This window comes from Flavobacterium sediminilitoris (genome assembly GCF_023008245.1).
In the GTDB taxonomy this organism is placed as follows: Bacteria; Bacteroidota; Bacteroidia; order Flavobacteriales; family Flavobacteriaceae; genus Flavobacterium; species Flavobacterium sediminilitoris.
In genome coordinates this window covers 1,349,187-1,371,280 of sequence record NZ_CP090145.1, presented here as the reverse complement: position 1 = coordinate 1,371,280, position 22,094 = coordinate 1,349,187, and the positions used below count along the sequence as shown (strand labels likewise).

The 22,094-nt window shown below is 32.8% G+C and carries 17 protein-coding genes and 1 pseudogene; 14 read left to right on the top strand and 4 right to left on the bottom strand.

Features of this window, described 5'->3' with window-relative positions:
* Positions 1-15 precede the first annotated feature (15 nt).
* The 3 genes and pseudogenes from LXD69_RS06225 to LXD69_RS06215 form a co-directional block, all read left to right on the top strand.
* A pseudogene (locus LXD69_RS06225) lies at positions 16-963 on the top strand (2-hydroxyacid dehydrogenase); the annotation flags it as partial.
* A gap of 435 nt (positions 964-1,398) precedes the next feature.
* Positions 1,399-1,782, top strand: coding sequence for a DUF4234 domain-containing protein (locus LXD69_RS06220; RefSeq protein ID WP_045969857.1), 384 nt, complete (start codon positions 1,399-1,401; stop codon positions 1,780-1,782).
* A gap of 137 nt (positions 1,783-1,919) precedes the next feature.
* Entirely contained in the window at positions 1,920-2,231 is a 312-nt protein-coding gene (locus LXD69_RS06215) for a DUF2752 domain-containing protein (protein WP_246918296.1), read from the top strand.
* A gap of 3 nt (positions 2,232-2,234) precedes the next feature.
* On the opposite strand, the gene LXD69_RS06210 is transcribed toward LXD69_RS06215, so the two are convergent.
* Entirely contained in the window at positions 2,235-4,034 is a 1,800-nt protein-coding gene (locus tag LXD69_RS06210) for a GNAT family N-acyltransferase (protein ID WP_246918294.1), read from the bottom strand.
* A 178-nt stretch (positions 4,035-4,212) separates the two neighbouring features.
* Here LXD69_RS06210 and LXD69_RS06205 point away from each other — a divergent pair, with 178 nt between their 5' ends.
* The 5 genes from LXD69_RS06205 (at position 4,213) to LXD69_RS06185 (ending at position 9,351) form a co-directional block, all read left to right on the top strand.
* Positions 4,213-4,974, top strand: a complete 762-nt coding sequence (locus LXD69_RS06205; protein ID WP_045969863.1) for an exodeoxyribonuclease III — start codon at positions 4,213-4,215, stop codon at positions 4,972-4,974.
* A 119-nt stretch (positions 4,975-5,093) separates the two neighbouring features.
* Positions 5,094-6,059 (top strand): OmpA/MotB family protein, encoded by a 966-nt coding sequence (locus LXD69_RS06200; RefSeq protein ID WP_246918292.1) that lies wholly within the window; start codon positions 5,094-5,096, stop codon positions 6,057-6,059.
* 97 nt (positions 6,060-6,156) lie between these two features.
* A complete protein-coding gene (locus LXD69_RS06195; RefSeq protein ID WP_246918290.1) occupies positions 6,157-7,191 on the top strand; it encodes an aldo/keto reductase in 1,035 nt (344 codons plus the stop codon).
* A gap of 122 nt (positions 7,192-7,313) precedes the next feature.
* Positions 7,314-7,787: a T9SS type A sorting domain-containing protein gene (locus tag LXD69_RS06190; protein WP_045969868.1), complete on the top strand. Its 474-nt coding sequence runs from the start codon at positions 7,314-7,316 to the stop codon at positions 7,785-7,787.
* 13 nt (positions 7,788-7,800) lie between these two features.
* Positions 7,801-9,351 (top strand): collagen-like domain-containing protein, encoded by a 1,551-nt coding sequence (locus LXD69_RS06185; protein ID WP_246918288.1) that lies wholly within the window; start codon positions 7,801-7,803, stop codon positions 9,349-9,351.
* Between the two features lie 437 nt (positions 9,352-9,788).
* On the opposite strand, the gene LXD69_RS06180 is transcribed toward LXD69_RS06185, so the two are convergent.
* Together LXD69_RS06180 and LXD69_RS06175 are read right to left on the bottom strand one after the other, a co-directional pair.
* Positions 9,789-11,402, bottom strand: a complete 1,614-nt coding sequence (locus tag LXD69_RS06180; RefSeq protein WP_246918287.1) for a mucoidy inhibitor MuiA family protein — start codon at positions 11,400-11,402, stop codon at positions 9,789-9,791.
* 67 nt (positions 11,403-11,469) lie between these two features.
* Entirely contained in the window at positions 11,470-12,645 is a 1,176-nt protein-coding gene (locus LXD69_RS06175; protein WP_246918286.1) for a vWA domain-containing protein, read from the bottom strand.
* 155 nt (positions 12,646-12,800) lie between these two features.
* Between LXD69_RS06175 and LXD69_RS06170 the strand changes: the two genes are divergently transcribed.
* Together LXD69_RS06170 and LXD69_RS06165 are read left to right on the top strand one after the other, a co-directional pair.
* Positions 12,801-14,642, top strand: coding sequence for a tetratricopeptide repeat-containing sensor histidine kinase (locus LXD69_RS06170; protein ID WP_045969874.1), 1,842 nt, complete (start codon positions 12,801-12,803; stop codon positions 14,640-14,642).
* Positions 14,639-15,388 (top strand): LytR/AlgR family response regulator transcription factor, encoded by a 750-nt coding sequence (locus tag LXD69_RS06165; RefSeq protein ID WP_246918282.1) that lies wholly within the window; start codon positions 14,639-14,641, stop codon positions 15,386-15,388. Before LXD69_RS06170 ends, LXD69_RS06165 begins: the two co-directional genes overlap by 4 nt.
* A gap of 106 nt (positions 15,389-15,494) precedes the next feature.
* On the opposite strand, the gene LXD69_RS06160 is transcribed toward LXD69_RS06165, so the two are convergent.
* Positions 15,495-15,875 carry a Fur family transcriptional regulator gene (locus LXD69_RS06160; protein ID WP_246918280.1) on the bottom strand — a complete coding sequence of 127 codons (381 nt, stop codon included), beginning with the start codon at positions 15,873-15,875 and terminating at the stop codon, positions 15,495-15,497.
* A 112-nt stretch (positions 15,876-15,987) separates the two neighbouring features.
* On the opposite strand from LXD69_RS06160, the gene LXD69_RS06155 reads away from it, so the two are divergent.
* Genes LXD69_RS06155 through LXD69_RS06140 form a run of 4 tightly spaced genes read left to right on the top strand, consistent with a single transcriptional unit; the run spans position 15,988 to position 21,869 of the window.
* Positions 15,988-16,707 (top strand): ABC transporter ATP-binding protein, encoded by a 720-nt coding sequence (locus LXD69_RS06155; RefSeq protein WP_246918277.1) that lies wholly within the window; start codon positions 15,988-15,990, stop codon positions 16,705-16,707.
* Complete coding sequence (locus tag LXD69_RS06150) at positions 16,700-18,106, top strand: ABC transporter permease (protein ID WP_246918275.1); 1,407 nt, start codon at positions 16,700-16,702, stop codon at positions 18,104-18,106. The genes LXD69_RS06155 and LXD69_RS06150 overlap by 8 nt, the downstream gene beginning before the upstream one ends.
* Position 18,107: 1 nt before the next feature.
* The gene (locus LXD69_RS06145) at positions 18,108-19,529 is read left to right on the top strand and encodes a DUF3526 domain-containing protein (RefSeq protein WP_246918272.1); all 1,422 of its coding nucleotides are present in this window, start codon (positions 18,108-18,110) and stop codon (positions 19,527-19,529) included.
* 24 nt (positions 19,530-19,553) lie between these two features.
* Complete coding sequence (locus tag LXD69_RS06140) at positions 19,554-21,869, top strand: TonB-dependent receptor (protein ID WP_246918270.1); 2,316 nt, start codon at positions 19,554-19,556, stop codon at positions 21,867-21,869.
* Positions 21,870-22,094: the final 225 nt, after the last annotated feature.

Sequence of the window (22,094 nt, the reverse complement as noted above, 5' to 3'; positions counted from 1 at the left end):
CCTTTATTTTAAAAAATGCAATCAAATCAAATTAAAATCCTTCATATAGATAGCAATCATCCGTTATTATGGAGCCAACTTGAACTAGCTGGTTTTCAAAACGAATCAGACTATATTTCTTCTAAAGAAGCTATCGAATCCAAGATTCAAAATTATCATGGAATTGTAATAAGAAGTCGTTTTAAAATTGATAAAACATTTCTAGACAAAGCCTTAAACCTTCAATTTATTGCTAGAGTTGGAGCTGGTTTAGAAAGTATTGATTGCGAATATGCAGAAAACAAAGGAATTCACTTAATTGCAGCTCCAGAAGGAAATAGAAATGCCGTTGGAGAACATGCCTTAGGAATGATTCTATCTTTGTTTAATAACTTAAACCAAGCAAATACTGAAGTCAAAACAGGACAATGGAATCGTGAAGCTAATCGCGGACATGAATTAGATGGTAAAACCATAGGCATTATAGGCTATGGCAACATGGGAAAAGCATTTGCCAAAAAACTAAGAGGTTTTGATGTAGAAGTATTGTGTTATGATATAAAAGAAAATGTTGGAGACGAAAATGCAAAACAAGTTTCTTTAGCAGAATTCCAACAAAAAGTAGAAGTTTTAAGCTTACACACACCTTGGACTCCTACAACGGATAAAATGATAAATGAAACCTTTATTAATTCATTTTCAAAACCATTTTGGATTATTAATACTGCCAGAGGTAAAAATATTGTCACAGCCGACCTAGTAAAAGCTTTACAAGCTAATAAAATTTTAGGAGCTGGCTTAGATGTACTAGAATATGAAAAATTATCTTTTGAGAATTTATTTGATGAAGAAAGCAAGAATAAAGACTTTGAATACCTTAGACAAGCAAATAATGTTTTACTAACACCTCATATTGCAGGTTGGACATTTGAAAGTCATGAAAAATTAGCTCAAACAATAGTAAACAAAATAAAAGCCATTTATTTTACCCCTGAAAAAGAAGAAGATAAAGAAATTCGAGTAACAGGGATAGGAGGCTTCTTTTTTAAATCTGAAAACCCAAAAGAACTTAAAGATTGGTATAAAAATTATTTAGGTTTAAATACAGACGATTACGGTTGTACTTTTTGGTGGAAAGATAAAAAAGGGAATAATTGCAGTACACAATGGAGCCTTTTCAAAAAAGACACAAACTACTTTGAACCATCAACAAAAGAATTCATGCAAAACTTTCGAGTAGCTAACTTAGAAAGTTTAATACAAAAATTACATCAAGAAGGTGTAACAATTATAGGAGAAATGCAGACTTATGAATATGGAAAGTTTGCATGGATACTAGACGGAGAAGGAAACAAAATTGAACTTTGGGAACCGATTGACTCCGCTTTTGAATAGAAAATTAATCAACTAAATATACAAATGGAAACAACAAAAATTGAAACATGGAATAAGCCTAACAATATTCCAGAATTTAAAGTAGAACCTATAATGGTACTTTTTCTAAGCTTTATTACTTGCGGATTATATTTAATTTATTGGAATATAAAAATCGCAGAAGTAGTAAATGCAGTTACAAATAAAGAATTAATTTCTACACCAGTAGCCGTTTTTTCAGGCTGTTGTTTACCTGTTAATCTTTATTTCTATTATATTTTAGGAAAAGAAGGTATGCCGTCTGTTTACAAAATCACAGGAGAGATTGAAAAAGATCAATCTACTTTATTAATCATTTTAGGTTTGTTTTTCCCATTTGCAGCAGCAATGATTGTTCAAGGAGATATTAATAGACTTTACAATAATTAATTACAATTTCAAAATTTGTAAAATATAGAATTTATGGAATAATTGGAGCTATTTTAACTCTGATTATTCCATTATTTATTAGTTTTAATAATCCTAATGACACCTTAGATCACAAGCAATCTTTTTGTCCTTTAAAGATGACTACAGGTTTTCCTTGCCCATCTTGTGGAATTACAAAATCATTGGTTTATACTTATAAAGGGAATATTGAAAAAGCTATTAACTACCATGCTTATGGTCCTTTTGTAATTACTTTTTGTTTCTTTATAATCATTCTTTTTTCTGCAGAGCTAATTACTAAGAAAAAGTATCTAAACAAGTATTTATACAGCAAAAAATTAGCTTACTTTTTAGCTATAACTTTGCTACTATATCATACTTATAGATTGATTCATTTTGTTAAAGACAATACGTTAGATGATATTAAAAAAGAATCTATTTGGTATTAACCCTTAACAACCTCCTTTTTCTTTTCTTTCTAATTCAGCCTGAAACTCCTCCATCACAGGTTTAACAGTGCTTTCAGGAATATCAGAAATTCTTATATACATTAAACCATCAACTGCATTATTAAATAAAGGGTCAACATTAAAAGCTACAACACGTGCGTTTTGCTTAATATATTTCTTAATTAATACAGGTAAACGTAGGTTTCCAGGTTCTACCTCATCAATAATTTTATCAAACTTATTTAAATCTGCTTCAGTTTCATTAAAAACAAAATCTTTATCAGCATCTTTTAGTTTTACTTTATACTCTTTTTTAGGATGAATGTATTGTGCTATATAAGGATCATAATAATGTGATTTCATGAACTCAATCATTAATGATTTTGAAAATTCAGAAAACTGATTACTAATACTAACACCACCTATTAAGAACTTATGTTCTGGATAGCGCAATGTAGTGTGTACAATTCCTTTCCAAAGCAGGAATAAAGGCATTGGTTTTTGTTGATATTCACTAATAATGAAAGCACGTCCCATTTCGATAGATTTACTCATCATATCGTATAATTCTGGCTCAAAACGGAATAAATCATGTAAATAAAAACCATCTACACCATATTTTGGATATATATGAGACCCTAGACCCATTCTATAAGCTCCAGCAATCATTTGGGCTTCTTCATCCCATAAAAACATATGATGATAATACTTATCGTATTTATCTAAATCAATCGATTCATTAGTCCCTTCCCCTACTTCTCTAAAAGTAATTTCTCTTAAACGACCTATTTCATGAAGAATATTTGGAATTTTATCAGCCGTAACTAAGAAAACCTCATAATTTTTACTTTGTAATAATCGACAATCTTCTTCTCTTAAAAATGTAATTTCTTCTAAGATTTGATTATGATTTGCAGGTTTTACAATTTGCTTAGGACTTTTAGGAATTTTTAATGAGGGCGTTGTTATTAATTTACTTTCTTTTTCAAATGCATTAGAAAGCATATATGTTTTCTTTCTTAAGAATTCACCATAAGTATCAATAGAAGTATATTCATTTTGCTCAGCTACAGAAATAGGCTTCCCTATTCTAACTTTAATCACTCTATTTTTTTGTGTTAAAAGCTCACTTGGTAGTTTAGCTGTTCTTAATGTTTCATTTAACTTTGATAAAAAATAAAAAAGTTTACTGTTTTTGGCATGAAAATATATAGGAATTACAGGAACTTCAGCTTTTTTAATAATCTTTATAGCTCCTTCTTCCCAAGGTTTATCAACTACTATTTTGCCATCTTTATAAGTAGAAACTTCTCCTGCTGGAAATACGCCTAATGGTTTTCCATCAGATAAATGCCTTAATGTTTCTTTAATACCTATAAGACTAGATTTTGCATCCTTATGATTTTCAAAAGGATTTACAGGCATTATATAAGGCTTCATAGGAACAATTCTATGAAGTAAAAAGTTGGCAATAATTTTAAAATTTGGTTCTTTTTCAAGCATTAATTTTAAAAGTAAAATACCATCAATTCCACCAAGAGGATGATTAGAAATAGTAATATAAGCTCCGTCTTTAGGTAAACGTTTTAAGTCTTCCTCTGGAATTTCAAACTTAATTTGAAACTCATCTAATATTGCATTTAAAAAATCTAAATCTTTTAAATGTTTATTTCTATCGTAAATTTTGTTGAGAGTAGATATTTTAAGAACCTTCATCAGTAACCATCCTGAAAAAGTCCCTAGAAAACCATATTTATCAGCATTTATAGCCTTAGCTACTTCTTTGGCCGTTACTAATCCCATTTATTTATTTTTTGAGCGAAAAGCAAAGATAACAATTCTAGCCAATATTGAACAAAAAAACTATTCGATTACAGAAAAACTATTCTCGTTTCATTCTTATTTAATGTTAATCTCTTATAAAATAGTTGCAAAATCACAGCGGTTTTTAGTACTTTTGGTCAATATCTAAAAACAGAAAATGAAAATAATCTCTTATAACGTAAACGGAATTAGAGCAGCTATAACTAAAGGCTTTTTAGATTGGTTGCAACAAGCAAATCCAGATGTTATTTGTTTGCAAGAAATTAAGGCTAATGAAGATCAAATTCCTACAGATGATATTACAAAAGCAGGATATCCTTATCAGTATTATTTCTCAGCTCAAAAAAGAGGATATAGTGGTGTAGCCATTTTGTCAAAAACAGAACCTAAGAACATTGTTTTAGGCACAGGAATTGACCACATGGATTTTGAAGGAAGAAATGTAAGAGTAGATTTTGATACTGTTTCTGTAATGAGTTTATACTTACCGTCTGGAACAAATATTGACAGACTAGAACATAAGTTCAAATATATGGACGACTTTCAAAATTACATAAATGATTTAAAGAAAGAAATCCCAAATCTTATTATTTGTGGCGATTATAATATTTGTCATGAAGCAATAGATATTCACGATCCTATTCGTAACGCTAAAGTTTCAGGTTTTTTACCTGAAGAAAGAGCTTGGCTAGATGCTTTTATGAAAAGTGGATTCATTGATACCTTTCGTCATCTAAACAAAGAACCTCATAATTATAGTTGGTGGAGCTATAGAGCAAATGCAAGAAACAATAATAAAGGATGGAGAATTGATTATTGTTTAGCTTCATTACCTTTAAAAGAGAGAATAGAAAGAGCTTTAATTTTACCCGAAGCAAAACATTCAGATCATTGTCCTGTTTTAGTAGAGATTAAATAATCTATACTATTTAAAATTTATTCCTACTGTTCGCATATCTTTTATTTATTAAGATAATAATGTCTTTCATTAGGATTAATTATGAACCTATTAACTTAAATATAAAAACAATTAAAATTATGATAAAGAAAATTGCCCTTGCCATGATAGTTTTAGGATTAACTACTTCATGTGTGTCAAAGAAAATTTACCAAGATTTAGAAAGTAAATATGCCGATTTAAAGAAAGAGCGTAATGCATTAGCTGATGACAAAGAGAGCTTATCAGCGGCAAAGAACCAGTTAGAATTAGACAAAAATAGTTTGCAATCGGAATTAGATAAAGTAAAGGCAGAAAGAGATAAATTAGCAACAGACTATGCTGCAACTAAGAAGAGCTTAGATAATCTAAAATCATCTTATTCCGCTTTAGAAAAAAACAGTAATGATGCTTTAGAAAGCAACATGAAAAAGAATCGTGAATTATTAGCCGAATTAGAAGCAAAACAAAAAACATTAAATGCAGAACAAGAGCGTTTAGATAAATTAAAAGCAGATTTAGAAGCGTCTTCAAACCGATTAGCTGAATTAGAAAAAATGATGGCTGATAAAGATGCTGCAATGAAAAAACTAAAAGAAACTTTATCTAAAGCATTAAATGCATTTGAAGGAAAAGGTTTAACAGTAGAACAACGTAATGGAAAAGTATATGTTTCAATGGAAAACAAACTACTATTTGAATCGGGAAGTTGGACAGTTGGTACTGAAGGAAAAAAAGCAGTAAAAGCATTAGGAGACGTATTAGGTCAAAATCCAGACATTACCGTTTTAATTGAGGGTCATACTGATAATGATAAAATTGTAGGCAGCATAGGTGGCGGAGTAGAAAGCAATTGGGATTTATCTACAAAGAGAGCTACTGCAATTGTTACTATTTTATCTGAGAATAAAGCTATTGATAAAAAGAATTTAACAGCAGCAGGAAGAGGAGAATTTGCTCCTATAGGTTCAAATGAAACTGCTGAAGGAAAAGCAAAAAACAGAAGAATTGAAATTATCTTAACTCCAAAATTAGATGAAATTTCAAAACTAATGAATGAATTATAATTTTTTATATGGAATACAACAAACAGGCTCAAAGTAATATTTTGAGCCTGTTTGTTTTTTAGAAACTTTGTAACTTTGGCTTTTTAAAGAAAAAATAATGAAATACACAATATTACCTAATACAGCTATTAAAATAAGTAAAGTGTGCTTGGGAACCATGACTTTTGGAAATCAAAACACTGAAAACGAAGCACATTCTCAATTAGATTATGCATTAGAAAGAGGTGTTAATTTTATAGACACTGCGGAAATGTACCCTATTGGTGGAAACGAACATATATTTGGAAGTACAGAAAGACATATCGGTTCTTGGATTAAAAAATCAAGAAAACGAAATGATATTATTTTAGCCACAAAAATTGCAGGTCCAAATAGAGGAATGGGATATATTCGTAATCCATTAGATTTTTCTAAAAAAAGCATTACAGAAGCAGTTGAGTTAAGTTTAAAAAATTTACAAACTGACTATATTGATTTGTATCAAATGCATTGGCCTGAACGCATTATGAATATGTTTCAAAAAAGAGGCTTACAAAAAATAGATGCCGATTGGCAATATTCTATTTTAGAAATACTACAGATTTTTGACGGATTAATAAAAGAAGGGAAGATAAAAGCAATAGGTGTTTCAAACGAAAACCCTTATGGTGTAATGCGTTATTTGATTGAAAGTGAAAAGCATGGTTTACCTAAGATTGCAAGTATTCAAAATCCATATTCATTATTAAATAGATTATATGAAGTTGGTTTATCAGAAATTGCAATGCGTGAGAACGTTGGTTTACTTGCCTACTCTCCTCTAGGTTTTGGTGTTCTTACAGGAAAGTATCTAGATGAAATAAAACCAAATTATCGCATGGCTATGTTTCCAAATTTCGTTAGATATACAAATGAGAACTGCCATAAAGCCACAAAATTATATAAGGAGTTAGCCGAATCTAATGGTTTAACTTTAACACAAATGGCTTTAGCTTTTGTCAATCAACAAGACTGTGTTACTTCTACTATTATTGGAGCTACTAATTTAGAACAACTGAAAGATAATATAGACGCTTTTGAAACTTCATTATCAAATGAAATATTAGCTGAAATAGAAAACATTCAGGAGCAAATTCCTAATCCTGCTCCTTAATTTTAACAATAATGATATTTTTTACGTAAATAATTTAACATAAAAGCCTAAAAATCAAGTATTTATACTTGATTTTTTTGTTAAAAAAAAGTTAACTTTGAATAACTTTAAATTTATAATTTATGAAAAAAACATTGACTTTACTTATTTTAAACCTAGCGGCCATTAGTTATGGTCAGCAGAGTTTTGTGCTTGCTGGAGGACAAGCCACGGGATCGGGAGGATCGGTTAGCTACTCTTATGGGCAAATTTTTTATAAAGCCATCAGTGGCTCTAACGGAGAATTGACTCAAGGAGTACAACAAGCAATAGAAATTTATCCTTTATCAACGCCTAGTAGTGCTATCAATATTGATATTACATTGTATCCTAATCCAGCAGTTGCTGAGGCTATTTTGGATTTGAACTTCTCTCAGTTTCAAGAAGAGATGAAGTATGAAGTATTTAGTATAGATGGAAAATTAATTAGAACAGGTTTAATATCATCAAACCAAACAAGCATTGATGTTGATATTTTACCCGCAGCAACTTATTTCCTAAATGTTATGTCTTCAAATAAAATACTTAAAGTATTTAAACTTATTAAAAACAACTAAACAACTACTCAATATGAAAAATAGAATTTTACTTTTTGTATTTTTATTAATAGGTATGTTTTCCTATTCACAATCCCCAGAAGGATTTACTTATCAAGGTGTCGTTAGGGATGCCAGCGATGCTTTAGTGACCAACTCTTCAATAGGAATGAGAATTAGTATTCTACAAACTAGTCCATCAGGTACAGCTATATATGTCGAAACACAAACACCAACTTCAAATATCAATGGTTTAGTGAGTCTAGAAATTGGTTCAGGAACTGTAGTTTCAGGGTCAATAGCAGCGATAGATTGGTCTGCTGGTCCATATTTTATAAAGACTGAAGCTGATCCAACAGGTGGAACGAATTATACAGTTTCTGGTATTAGTCAAATGATGAGTGTACCTTATGCATTGTATGCAGCAAATTCAGCACCAGGTCCACAAGGACCAGCAGGTGCAGATGGTTTAGATGGAGCAACAGGTCCAATGGGACCACAAGGTCCAGCTGGTAATGATGGTTTAGACGGTGCAACAGGTCCAATGGGACCACAAGGTCCAGCTGGTAATGATGGTTTAGATGGCGCAACAGGTCCGATGGGTCCACAAGGACCAGCAGGTGCAGATGGTTTAGATGGAGCAACAGGTCCAATGGGACCACAAGGACCAGCTGGTAATGATGGTTTAGACGGTGCAACAGGTCCGATGGGTCCACAAGGACCAGCAGGTGCAGATGGTTTAGATGGAGCAACAGGTCCAATGGGACCACAAGGACCAGCTGGTAATGATGGTTTAGATGGCGCAACAGGTCCGATGGGACCACAAGGGCCAGCTGGTTTAGACGGTGCAGATGGAGCAACAGGTCCAGTAGGACCACAAGGGCCAGCAGGTAATGATGGTTTAGACGGTGCAACAGGTCCGATGGGTCCACAAGGACCAGCAGGTGCAGATGGTTTAGATGGAGCAACAGGTCCAATGGGACCACAAGGACCAGCTGGTAATGATGGTTTAGATGGCGCAACAGGTCCGATGGGACCACAAGGACCAGCTGGTTTAGACGGTGCAGATGGAGCAACAGGTCCAGTAGGACCACAAGGGCCACAGGGACCAGAAGGACCAGCAGGAACTTACACAGCAGGTTCAGGAATTGATATCACTGGAAGTGTTATTAGCGCAACTGGAGGGTCTTCAATGCCAGAATATGCATACGCTTCTATTGGAAACTCAAGTACTCTTGGTGCACAAACATTAACAGCGATGTTTCCAGCTGCTACTTATGTAAATGGAGTTGTAATGAACGGGTCATCTATTACATTACATGCTAATAAAATGTATGAAGTAACAGTAGCATTCTACATCTATAATGCTACGGGTGGACATACTTATAAGATGAAAGACGCTACAAATAGTGCATATCTTGGTACTGAAATTTATTTTGGACAAGGTGGATCGGATATTTCTTACAACATGTCAATGACCAATTTCTTGTTTAAGCCTTCAACTGATGTTAATTTGGAGCTTGAAAAAACACAAGGTACAAATGTTAATTTGATAGGTAGAATTGTTGTAAAGGAAATTAAATAATTTTAAAGCAGTAATTACAAAGAAAGCTGTCCTAAAAGTCAGAAACTTGTTTGTTTTGAATTTATTTCAGAATCTAAGACAAATTCAGATTGATAAAAATTTACTTTTAGGACAGTCTTTTTTTAAATTCTTTTTTTGTCAAATTCATAAAAATTAGATAATTCATTTATTGTACTTAACTCTAGTTTTTTTACTTGTGTAAGCCTAAACAAAACGATATAGATTATATGTTTTTATTTAGGATTACAACATTGGAACAATTAAAAGACAGTATAAATGCTTTTGAAGTTTATTGTTAAATGAAATATTAGCTGAAAACAGAAAATATTCAGGAACAAGTTCCTAATCTTGTTCCTTAAAAAAACACGTTTTACGTTTTAATATTCAATAAAAAAGGAAGTCCCCAATCAAAATTTGATTGGGGACTTCCTTTTTTATTATAAATTCTGGATTATTTTATCTTTTGGATATTTTACTTTATAACTTATCCTAAATTTCTTTGTTTCATTAGATTTTAAATTGATTTTCCAAGTTAAAACACCTGTTTCTTCATTTACTTTTGCTTTGTCTTTTTCAAGTAATTCAATGATGATTTCTTTATCAGTACTAATTGGGTATTGATCTTTTAATAGCATATCAATACTTTCCTTTTTATTGTTTCTTACTATGATATCATACGTAAATATTTGTTCTTTATATGATGATAAGAACTTTGTCCCTGATTTATCTACAACTTTTTCGCGTTTTATAGAAATCTTTTTATCGCGTCCCATACTTAAGTTTAAGGTGTCGGCTGTTTCGTTTGGATTAATAAATGTTTTACCTACATAGGTTCCTTCAAAGATAATGTTAGCTTCTCCTGGCAATAAATTGAACTTAGAATAATCATTTATTTCTGCTAATAAAAAGGCTTCTTTTTCCATTTTTGGCACTCCATAATATTTATAAGAAGCAGGTAATTTTATCTCTTTTAAGGCAACGCTATGTGCTTTTCCATTAGATAAAATATCATAAGGAACATCAATATCAAAAGAAATATTCAATTGATTTTCTGAAATGGTTGTATAATCTGAAACGGTGGACTCTTTTAACTCATCAGCTTCAGCCTTATATTTTTTATCCATTGATTGTATTACATTCATTGAAGCGTTTAAGTTTCTATTATTGTAACTATAATTTGGATTTCCAAAACGTAAAAACCAAGCTTGTAAAATAGGTGCTATATTGCTCTGATTTGGGTTTCCACTAGAAAGGGTAAGTTTTACTTTTTTCCAATCGATTCCTGTGTTTTGAGTTACTTGTCCTTTGTATAACATATCAATAGGGCTGCTAATGTTTTCTGCTCTTAAATCATAAAACGGTTGCCAAGATGCTCCTTGCGTTAAATAATTAATATCTAAATCAACCGTTCCGGCAAAATCGTTCATAACTTGAAGAATTAATTTTCCTTTTGATGTTTTTTCTTCATTTTTAGTATTGATTTCAAGTTTAGAATTTAGTTTTGACAATTTCTCTTTTAGTTTGCTTTCTTTTTCAGTATATGTGTTTACTAGATTACTTAATTCGGTGCGCTTTGCATTATAATAATCGACTAATTTCATTAATTCAGTTACACTTAAGGTTGAATTAGCTCCAGAAACTTGCTGGTTTTTATCGAGTAATTCAATTGTTTTATTATAAGAAGTGCGTTGATTATACACTTTGTTTATTTCTTTGGTAACTAAATTGATACTGTCTCTTACTTTTTTAATAGCGGGGTTACTTTCGTCTATTTCATATTCTGAAATATAATTTTTAGTAAACTGAACCGATAAAACAGTAGTATTTTTTGGTGCCTTAATTTGAACTGTGCTTTCGTTTAAATAATCTGCTACGTTTTTAATTACTATTTCACTTGTTCCTTTTGGCAAACTAACGGAAGTTGTTTGTGATAATTCAGCACTATTAACATAAACGGTTGCTGCTTTTACTTTTGCTGTTGTAAAAATAGGTTTTTGTGCAAAAAGTGAAACACTTATTAATAGGGTGAGTCCTAATATTATTTTCTTCATAATGTGCAATTTTATTTATAGAGTATTTTTTTATATAAAAGTTGGAAAACAAATTATAGAATACTTGTTATTTTTCAACACTATATCCTTTGTTTTTACCTAATTCAATAATTGATGTTGCAATAGCATTTCCTAAATCGTCTTGTGTTTTTTGCTTTTTCATTTCATTGTCAATGTATTCTTGACGTTTCTTTGCTAAAGTACTTATCTCTTTTTGTATTTTTTCTCTTTCAGCAGATTTTTGGGCAATATAGGCTTTGATTTCTGTTTTATTTTTATCTTTTAATTCCGCAGGTAATTCTTCTTTTTTAATTGTTTCTAATGCTTTTTCATCTTCATTAATTTTGTCTACCAAATCCCAACTATCATTTTTATATACTGTTTTAGATTTACTCACAGAGCGTTCTACATAATTTGCTTTTGATACACTTTCTGCATTAGCATCTTGCATAGCTTGGTTTCTTTTTTTATCAGCTCCTCTTCTACCGTAACTTACATAAGTTTCATTAATTTTCTGATTGTATTGTGTTATTTGATCATCATAAGGTGTGTTAATATATTGCACACGTTGGTTTGAATCTATATTAAAATATTTTCCATTACCTGTTATTGCACCATCTTGCCAAAGTGTACTAATTCCTTCTTGTTTATTACCACAAAAGATTGTATTTACATAAATCTCTTTTTTTAAGGCTTCTTTTATAACTTCTTTATAATTAATACTTCCTTGATTGAAAGGTTCATTACCTGCAATATAAACTAACTTCATGTTTTTGTTTCCGTCTTTCCATGTTAATTTGGTTACCGCATCTTGAATTACAGCACCACAATACTCACTTCCGCCATTTGTACGAAGTGAAAATAGTTTTTCGGAAATTAAATCTAAATCGGTTGTTAAAGGTGCTACTTGTCTTATATAGTTTGCTTCTGATGATAAACCATCGTTACCGTATTCATATAATCCAATTTCAATTTCGGGTGCTTTCCCTTGATATTTTAAAGTAGTTAAAGTGTTCACTATGTTCCATAATCTTGATTTTGCTTGTTCAATTAAACCATCCATACTATTTGAAGTATCTAAAAGTATTGCTACTTGAATTTTATTTTCAGTTGTTCGTTTAATGGTTGTTGTTTCAATTATTGTTTCATTATTAACAAGAGTGTTTGCTTTTGAATTATTGCAACTACCAAAAGTTAATGTTGTTGCTAATAGAGTACTGATGTAAAAGATTTTAGTTTTCATAATTTCCTGTTTTTTTTGATTATTTATTTCAAATGTAGTTTGATAATTATCTCCTTTTTTGGAGACTTGGTGAAAGGTATCTTTGACTTGGTAAACACATTGAAAAATGAATTTTAAAAAAAGTATCTTTACATTATATAATTTAGAGAATAGAAATGCGAAATAATAAAATCATATATATCACTTTTATAATGCTTATACTGTCTTTGGCAACAATGGCCCAAGACACTATCAAGAATAAAAAAATGAATGTTTCTTTATCTAAATCGGTAGAAAAATTAGAGCGCTCTATAGATGCAAATGACGAATACAAAACAGCTAAAAACTATGAAGATTTGGCTTTAGTATATCAAAAAAGAGGAGAATTAGCTAAAGCGGAAGCATTTTATAAAAAAGCACTAGATGGTTTTTCTAAATTAAAAAAAGTAGACGATAAAATGAGGGTAACTCGTTCTATTGCTCAAGTACAAGAAAAACAAAATAAAACTATTCCAGCCATTCAAAATTACAACAATGCTGGGCGTATTGCTAATGATGAAACTTCTCAACAATTAAATTATAATGATGCTAATCGATTACGAAATCAAAGTAATCCTAGAGCGCAATCTGATTATATTAATTCTAACATTCAAATATTAGAAGAAAAGTCAAAAGACAAATTTGTAAAAGAATCTAATAAAGAGGATGTTAATGAAGAAGTAGCTAAGGCTTATGTTCAAAAAGCCGAAGTGAATTTATCAAATGCAGAAGCAGAAGAAGCAATTGAAAGCTATACAACTGCATTAGATTATATAGAAGATAAGCCTGAAGCGATAAAAATAAAGAATAAGATTGCTGCTGTTTATTCTAATGAAAATCAATTTGATAAAGCGTTAGAAATTAATCTAAAGGTATTAGAAGAAGCTAAAAGAAATAATGATTTTGAAACAGAAATAAAACAATTACAACTATTAGCTGATATCTATTTTAAAGCTAAAAATCCTGATGAAGCCATTACTTCTTTAAAGGAATCTTATGCTTTAGCTAGTGAGAAAGGAAATTCTAAAGAAGTAAAAAATAGTTTGAAATTATTATTAGAGTATTACAAATTAAATGGGAAAGACAAAGAAAGTCTTTTACTATATGACGATTTTTTAACCCATTTTGATAAAATTATAGCTTCTGATAGTTCTCTAATTGATGATAAGGTTTTTCAAATTTCGGAAAAGAAAATTCTACAATTAGAAAAAGAAAAGGCTTTGAAAGATGAATTAATTTCTAAAAAAAACACCTTTAATTACTTCTTAATAGGTTCGTTAGCATTACTTTTCATTTTTCTCGCCTTAATCGTAAAAGCCTTATATTCTATTAAAACTAAGAATAAAAAAATAGCATTACAGTCGTTACGTAGAGAGATGAATCCTCATTTTATTTTTAATAGCTTAAATAGTGTGAACCAATTTATTTCGGAAAACAAGGAGCTTGAAGCTAATAAATATTTGACTTCTTATTCTAATTTAATGCGTAACATGATGGAAAACTCTAATAAGGATTTTATAAGTTTGAGTAACGAGATTGAGCAATTAAAAAAGTATTTAGATTTGGAACATCTTCGTTTTCAAGATAAATTTGAATTCCAAGTTATAGTGGATGAAAACCTAGATAGTGAAACTGTTTTTATTCCTAATATGATTTTGCAACCACATCTTGAAAATGCTATTTGGCACGGACTAAGGTACAAAGAAGGTAAAGGGTATTTAGTTTTAAAATTTGAATTAAAACAAAAAGACGTTTTAATAACTATTGATGATGATGGAATAGGTTTAACTCAAAGTAAAAATTTAAAAACAGCAAATCAAAAAGTACATCAATCTAGAGGAATGACTAATACTCTAGAACGTATAAAATTGTTAAATGAATTGTATAAAATGCAGGTTACATTTAAAATAACGGAAAAAGAAAAGCCTAGAACAGGCACAACTGTGCAACTAGTAGTTCCTTTACTTGATAAAATATGAATGGTATACAAAAAATAAAAAGTGTAATTGTAGAAGATGAAGCTGCTGCAAGGGAAGTGTTAAAGAATTATCTTAAAAAATATTGCCCTCAGATAGATGTGATTGGCGAAGCTTCTAATATAAAGGAAGCTGTTCCTTTGTTACATGAAACTCAACCTCAATTGGTTTTTTTAGATGTAGAAATGCCTTTTGGGAATGCTTTTGATGTTTTAGAAGCTTGTAAAGATTTGCAATTTGAAACCATTTTCGTAACTGCTTTTTCAGAATATTCTTTAAAGGCTTTAAATCAAAGTGCTGCTTATTATTTGCTAAAGCCTATAAGTATTGAAGAATTAATTATTGCTGTAAACAAGGTGCAACAACAATTATTGAATCATGATTTACTAAATAGAAATAAAATAATTGTAGAAAATTTCAAAGAGCCTAAACACGAAAAACAGCAGGTTATTTTACCTACACTAGAGGGTTTTGAAGTGGTGATGATGAAAGACATTGTTAGGTTAAAGGGCAATGGAAATTTTACCGATTTATTTTTAGTAGATGGTTCTAAAAAAATGGTTTGTCGGTTTTTAAAACATTTTTCTGAGATTTTACCTTTACCGTTTATAAGGGTTCATAAATCGCATATTATTAATATTAGTTTCGTGAAATCTTACAATAAAGGAGGTTTTATTACTTTACAGGATGAAGCTGAAATTGAGGTTTCAAACACGTATAAAGAAGAGTTTTTGAATAAATTTAGATAATACGTTTATTTTATTCTGAACAAATTACGATTATTTTCTAATTGCATACTATTTAAATACATTGTGCAAGCTTCCCTAAAAACAGGAAGGCTTACACAAACTATTCCTATGCACATTCCGGACAAATTCCAGACAACATAAAATTCATTTCTCTTACTATATAATCTTCTGATAGTTTGAATATTGGCTTTACATCTACTAAACAAATTACCTTGTGACAGGATTCACAATTAAAATGCAAATGACTATGATAGTGCTTTTCAGGAGTGCATTTTATACAAGCAGCATACTTCACTACACCATCTATGGTTGAAGTTTTATGTATAAGCCCTTCTTCGTACAACCTGTCCAAAACCCTATAAATAGTTACTCTGTCACATAAGCCACTTAAATGCTGTTGTATCTCTGAATGTGAAAGTGCCTTATCTGACTGTTCTATTAAATTTAAAATCTCGGTTTTTGCTATCGTATTTCTCGGTTTTGCCATATTTATTTATTTCATATAACGCAACTATGTTGCATTATGATAAATTGCTTTATATTTGCAACATTATTGCATTAGCAAATTTAATAAAAATAACTGTAATACCTCATAAAATATGATTACAACAAAAAACCTCTCCAAAAAATACGGTGATTTTACTGCATTGAATAACTTAAACCTCCACATAAACTCAGGTGAGATTTATTGTTTGTTGGGTGCCAATGGAGCTGGAAAATCAACTACCATAAACCTATTGTTGAATTATATCAATCCATCCTCTGGTGAAGCTTCTATAAATGGTAAGGATGTGCAGAAGCACAGTCTTGAAACCAAAAAATACATAGCCTACATTCCAGAGAACCTCATGCTCTACCCGAATCTTACGGCTATGGAGAATCTGGATTACTTCTCGGGAATAGCGGGCATAACACTTCACAACAATACACTTAGCGAACTGCTTACCAAGGCTGGTCTTCAGGCAGATGCTCATAACAAGCCTACAACTGCCTTTTCTAAAGGAATGCGACAGAAAGTAGGAATAGCCATTGCATTGGCCAAACAAGCCAAAGCGTTGTTGTTGGACGAGCCTACCTCTGGATTGGACCCACAAGCGAGTAATGAATTCGGGCAATTGCTTTTACAGCTTCAAAAAGAAGGTGTTGCCATTTTGATGGCCACGCACGACTTATTTCGGGCAAAAGAAATTGCTACCCATATAGGTATTATGAAAGCGGGAATACTGGAACACGAATTCAAAGCCGAAGAAATTTCCCTACAGAAATTGGAAGAAGTGTATTTGCAAACCATGAATTATAAAGAATTGCGCCATGATTAGAAAGACACTACAAAAAGAACTCAAAGAATTATTTCGTGACGGACGTATCCGTATCACAGGTATTATTGTTTTTGTACTATTGGGAACGGCTGTCTGGATAAGCAGTAGTCAGTATCAACAAGCCAAAGAAAACTTCGAGATATTTACAACCTCCGAACGGGGTATCTGGAAAAACCAGGGAGAAAAAAATCCGCATTCTGCGGCACACTATGGTACTTATGCCTTTAAACCAGAATATCCATTGGGACTTCTGGATAAAGGCATTGATAAATATACCGGAACTTCTATCTTCATTGAAGCACATAAACGCAACGAAGCTCAATACAGCCCTATTGCAGACCAAACTGGGTTGGCGCGCTTTGGAGAACTAACTCCCGATTTTATACTGCTGTTTATAATTCCCTTACTCATCATTCTTATGGGGTACAACAGCTACACTAAGGAGAAGGAACAAGGAACAATTTTATTATTAAAAAGTCAAGGGGTAAAAAAACATAAATTACTTCTGGGAAAATGGTTATCACTCTTTTTGCCCATTGCAGCTATTTCCCTACTGCTTTTTCTAATAGCAGGTATTTTTCTTTCTAACACCAAAGAACTGGAAAATTTTAGTTGGACTTCCTTAGTAATCCTTTTACTGGTGTATTGGGGGTATTATATTGTTTTTATCAACCTTACGCTGTTTGTTTCCAGAATATCCCAAAAGTCCGCTATTTCATTAGTAAGCATGTTAGGTGTGTGGATCGTGTCGTGTTTATTGATACCGAAACTGGCAAGTAACATTTCCGATGCCCAATATCCGTATCCAACCCGACAACAATTTGCTACCGCTATACAAAAGGATAAGGAAGAAGGTCTTGACGGTCACAACCCTTGGAGCGAAGCCGCCAAACAACTTGAGAAAGAAACCCTTGCCAAATATAATGTAGACAGCCTGCATCAATTACCTTTTAATTATGATGGGTATCGAATGCAAAAAGGTGAAGAACACGAGTCGAAGGTTTATAGGAAACATTATCAAAAATTGAGACAACAGTTTGCTCATCAAACCGCAACCTATAGATCGTTATCTGTTTTGTCACCGTTTTTGCCTACTAGGTTTCTTTCTATGGGCGTTGCTCGCACCGATTATTATTCGCACTGGGATTTTGAGGATAAGGTTGAGGATTACCGACTTACCAAAGTTCGTTTTCTGAATGAATACTTTGCCGAGAACTCAACCTACGGTGATTGGGGATTTCTCGCCGATACGCAACTATGGGAAAAGTTGCCGGAGTTTGAATACCAATACCAACCTCTTAAAAACGTAATGGTACAGCAACAATCATCACTAATCATACTTGGCGGATGGTTGTTGGCAACCTTTCTCTTACTGTTCAATTTCAAAAATAAAATTTAACATGTTCACATATAATTTCAAATATGAGATAAAGCTGCTCTTTAGAAATCGTTGGGTACAATTTCTTACGATACTCCTGCTGCTTTTGTTCGTTTTTGCCAGCTATAACGGTAAACAGCGTGTCAATAAAAGAATGTCGGATATAGAGGCTGCACAAACTACGGTTAAAACCTCCGATACCGAGACCTTGGCTACCCTTGAAGCGCTTGAAAAAGGTGAAGACCTTGGGTTGAGCCCATGGGTAACCCCACAAAATCCGATGAACATTGGCAATATGAACGCTAGGGTTGTGGCTATGCCTGCCAATGACATGGCTTTTATGGCCACTGGACAGAGCGATATCTATACCCACTATATCAAGCCTACGGTTTTTGGCGATGATTACGCTCTCAATGTTTCAGAAATGTCAAGCCCCATACAATTATTGTTTGGAAGTTTTGACCTCGTCTTTGTTGTGATTTACCTATTACCCTTAATTATCATAGCATTTTCTTTCAATATCCTATCAGAAGAGCGAGAACGGGGCTCGCTCCGTCTATTGGCATCACAACCTATTTCCATTCATAAATGGGTACTTCAAAAACTAGGAATAAGACTATTATGGATGGTTTTGATTATCATACTGGTTACCGTTATTGTTTTCTTGCTCAACCAAATAGGTTCATTTAGTGGCTTTCTACTATTCGTTTTGGCGTGTAGTGTATACATGCTCTTTTGGTTCTCCTTAGCATTTATGGTAAATATCATCATTGGTAAATCGGCACAAAATGCATTTGCATTGCTCGGGTTTTGGATTGTTTTGGTTTTGCTAGTGCCTTCAGCTATCAATCAGTTGAGTGATACCTTATACCCTATTCCACCGAGAAGTTATCTTGTTAATGAAGTTCGTGAACTAAAGGCAGAAGCTACCAAAAAACAGGATGAGATATTGGATAATTTTCTTCGTGACCATCCGGAATATGCTTCACAAAACAGTGAACAATCGCACAGCTTTTGGCATAATTATATGGCTTCCCAAGATTTGGTAAAAGAGCAATTACAGCCTCTTTTATCTAACTATGAAAAAAACCTTTCCCTAAGACACCAATGGGTAGATAACCTACAATGGCTTTCTCCTGCTATTTTGGTTCAACAAACGCTCATAGACCGAGCGGGTACTTCGAAAACCGACTATGAAAACTATTGGAGCCAAGCAACACAGTTTTCTGAGGAGTGGAAAAGTTATTTTATGCCATTGCTGTACAGTGACCAAACTTTTACGGCTTCGCATTTTAAGCAGTTGCCAGAGTTCGAATATAAGGTTCGCAAATACGATGGTATTTCCACAAGAATATGGGGTGTATTGGTACTTATAACTTTGGTTTTAGGTTTTACCTTTTTGAAGTATAAACTGTCCAAAAACAGAAATGAAATCATATTATAAATAATACTTTTTTTAATCATACGAATGAACAGAATATTATATCTATGGGTCAGTCTATTATTTATGGCTTTTACCCAAAATACAAACGCACAGCACAAACTACAAGGAAAGGTAATGGATGCTAATGGCAAATACCCTTTACATGAAGTTGCCGTGATGGTCGAAAATACAATATTGGGAACAAATACCGATGCCCAAGGGAATTTTGAAATACCCAATGTTAGTTTTCCTTTAAACTTAAAAATATCTCATGTTGGGTATGAAACTATTACCCTCTCTCTTAAAGAAGCTCCTAAGGATTTTGTCGTAAGGCTTACTGAGCAGCCTCACGAACTGGAAGAAATTGTAGTGGTTTCTTTTGAAGGGAGTAAAAAACTCAAGGAAACGCCTGCCGCTATAAGCAGTATTGGGCAGAGGGATATAAACCGCTATAATTTAACAAGTCCGCAACAAGCCCTCAATACATTACCGGGCATTAAGTTAGAATCGACCACTTTAGGACGTTATTCACTTAAAATACGAGGTGGTAACTTGGGGGCTATCGGACATGCTGATGGCTATAAAACCTATTGGAACGGTATCCCCATCAGTCTGGCAACTGGAAATATTCCGTTGGGTCAATTGGATTTTGGGAGCATTGGAAGCATGAACATTGTTCGTGGCCCATCGGGTAGTATCTACGGTGCCGGTTTAAGCGGTGTAGCACTTTTGGAAAACAGAAAACCCCTATACAAGCAAACAAGTTTTCAAACCGATTTCTTGGGAGCTAGTTATGGTACTTATCGTTATGGGGCAACTTTTGCAACGAGCGGGCAAAATAGCGATTTGCATTTGCAATATTCAAAACTTCATACTGATGGTTATCGTAATGAAGCGGCCTCGGACAATGAATTCATCAACTTAAATGCACGTTTTTTTCCTAGTGAAAAGCAAAGTCTTTCCTTGATTACCCAATACGTAGACCGTAGCTATGGTATTCCTGGAAATCTATCGGCTGAGCAAATAGTCGAAAATCCTAGGCAATCCACTTTTTCTCGTGAATTGGATAATGGATTAAGAGGCAAAAGCCTATTGGTGGGTGCTGGTCATACCTATCGCTTTAACAATCGTTGGGAAAACAGCACTTCTTTCAGCTATCAGGTCTATGAGGGTGACTTTTTGATAGGGAATGACTTTTTTATGGTAGCAGACAGGAGTATTACCACAGCTTTTTCTGCAAGAACGGCTACAACGTATCGTTTTGATGGTTTTTTTGGGAAGGAAAACTGTCTTGTTTTTGGCGGTGAATACACTCGTGGAATCAATGATGTCAATGAGTTTAGTAACGGATTTCAAAGTCCCATCATTAGTGCAAGGACTTCTACAGACCGTTCTTTTTTGGGATTTAGCCAATTAGAGATGGAATTGCCTGAAGACTTTACCCTTACACTGGGAGCCAGCTACAATAATTTCCGATTGGATTTTGAGGAGCGTTTGGTTGAACTGGACAATCCGCGTTTCTCAAAGGAAGTGAACGATTTTTCTCCCCGAATAGCTTTAACTAAAAAAATAAATGATGCGTTTTTTGTGTATGCGAACATTAGTAAAGGATTTAGTCCTCCACCTAGGGGTGCCTTCGACAACAATGGAACCCAGTTGAACTTCGACCTCGAATCGACCAAAGGATGGAACAAAGAGTTAGGGATTAGGGGAACAACTTTCAAGAACCGTTTATCATTTGATGCGGTATTTTATAGGTTGGACGTAAAAGATGTTATCCTTCCTCGCATTGCAAGTAATATAGGGGGTGTTGAACTTGTTATGAACGAAAACGCTGGAGCCATAGTCCGACAAGGTATAGAACTAAGAACTGAATATTTCTTGGTAAAAAATTCTCAACAGTTTTTATCGCGAGCCAGTGTATTTGGTAGTTACACTTACATGGATCATAAGTTTGAGACCTATAATACGGTAGAGATCAATGAAAATGGAGAGACTAATGAAATAAACTTTGATGAAAAAAATATTCCTGGGATTCACCCGCATACGTTGGTGGTAGGAACGGATATAGTGACCAAACTAGGACTTTATTTTAACGGTACATTTTCCTACTATGATAAAGTTTATCTAAACAATGCTAATACGATAACCGACAATCCTTACCGATTGTTCGATGCTAAACTTGGTTTTAAAAAGACCTTAACAAAAGATTTCTTTTTTGATGTGTTTGCAGGGGGCAATAATATCTTGGGCGATACATATAGTGCGACTCATCAGTACAATTCGTCTTTCGGGGCATATTACGACCCAGCTCCTGGTAGAAACTTCTATTCTGGAGCTAGTTTAAGGTACATTTTTTAATCGATAAGGAAAGATGGCGTTTACATTTGCGCTCTACCTAAACTGCTAGTTATTTAAAATTAAGTACTGTAAAATCGTTTTTCCATAATTCTAAGATATATATTTTAAAACAGTCTTAAAATTTATATCTGAGTAAGGATATATCAGTCTTTGACCCGAGCGATAGTGAACTGACAAAGCCATATATCGAAACATTTTACAGTACTAAAAGAAGATACAAACCAT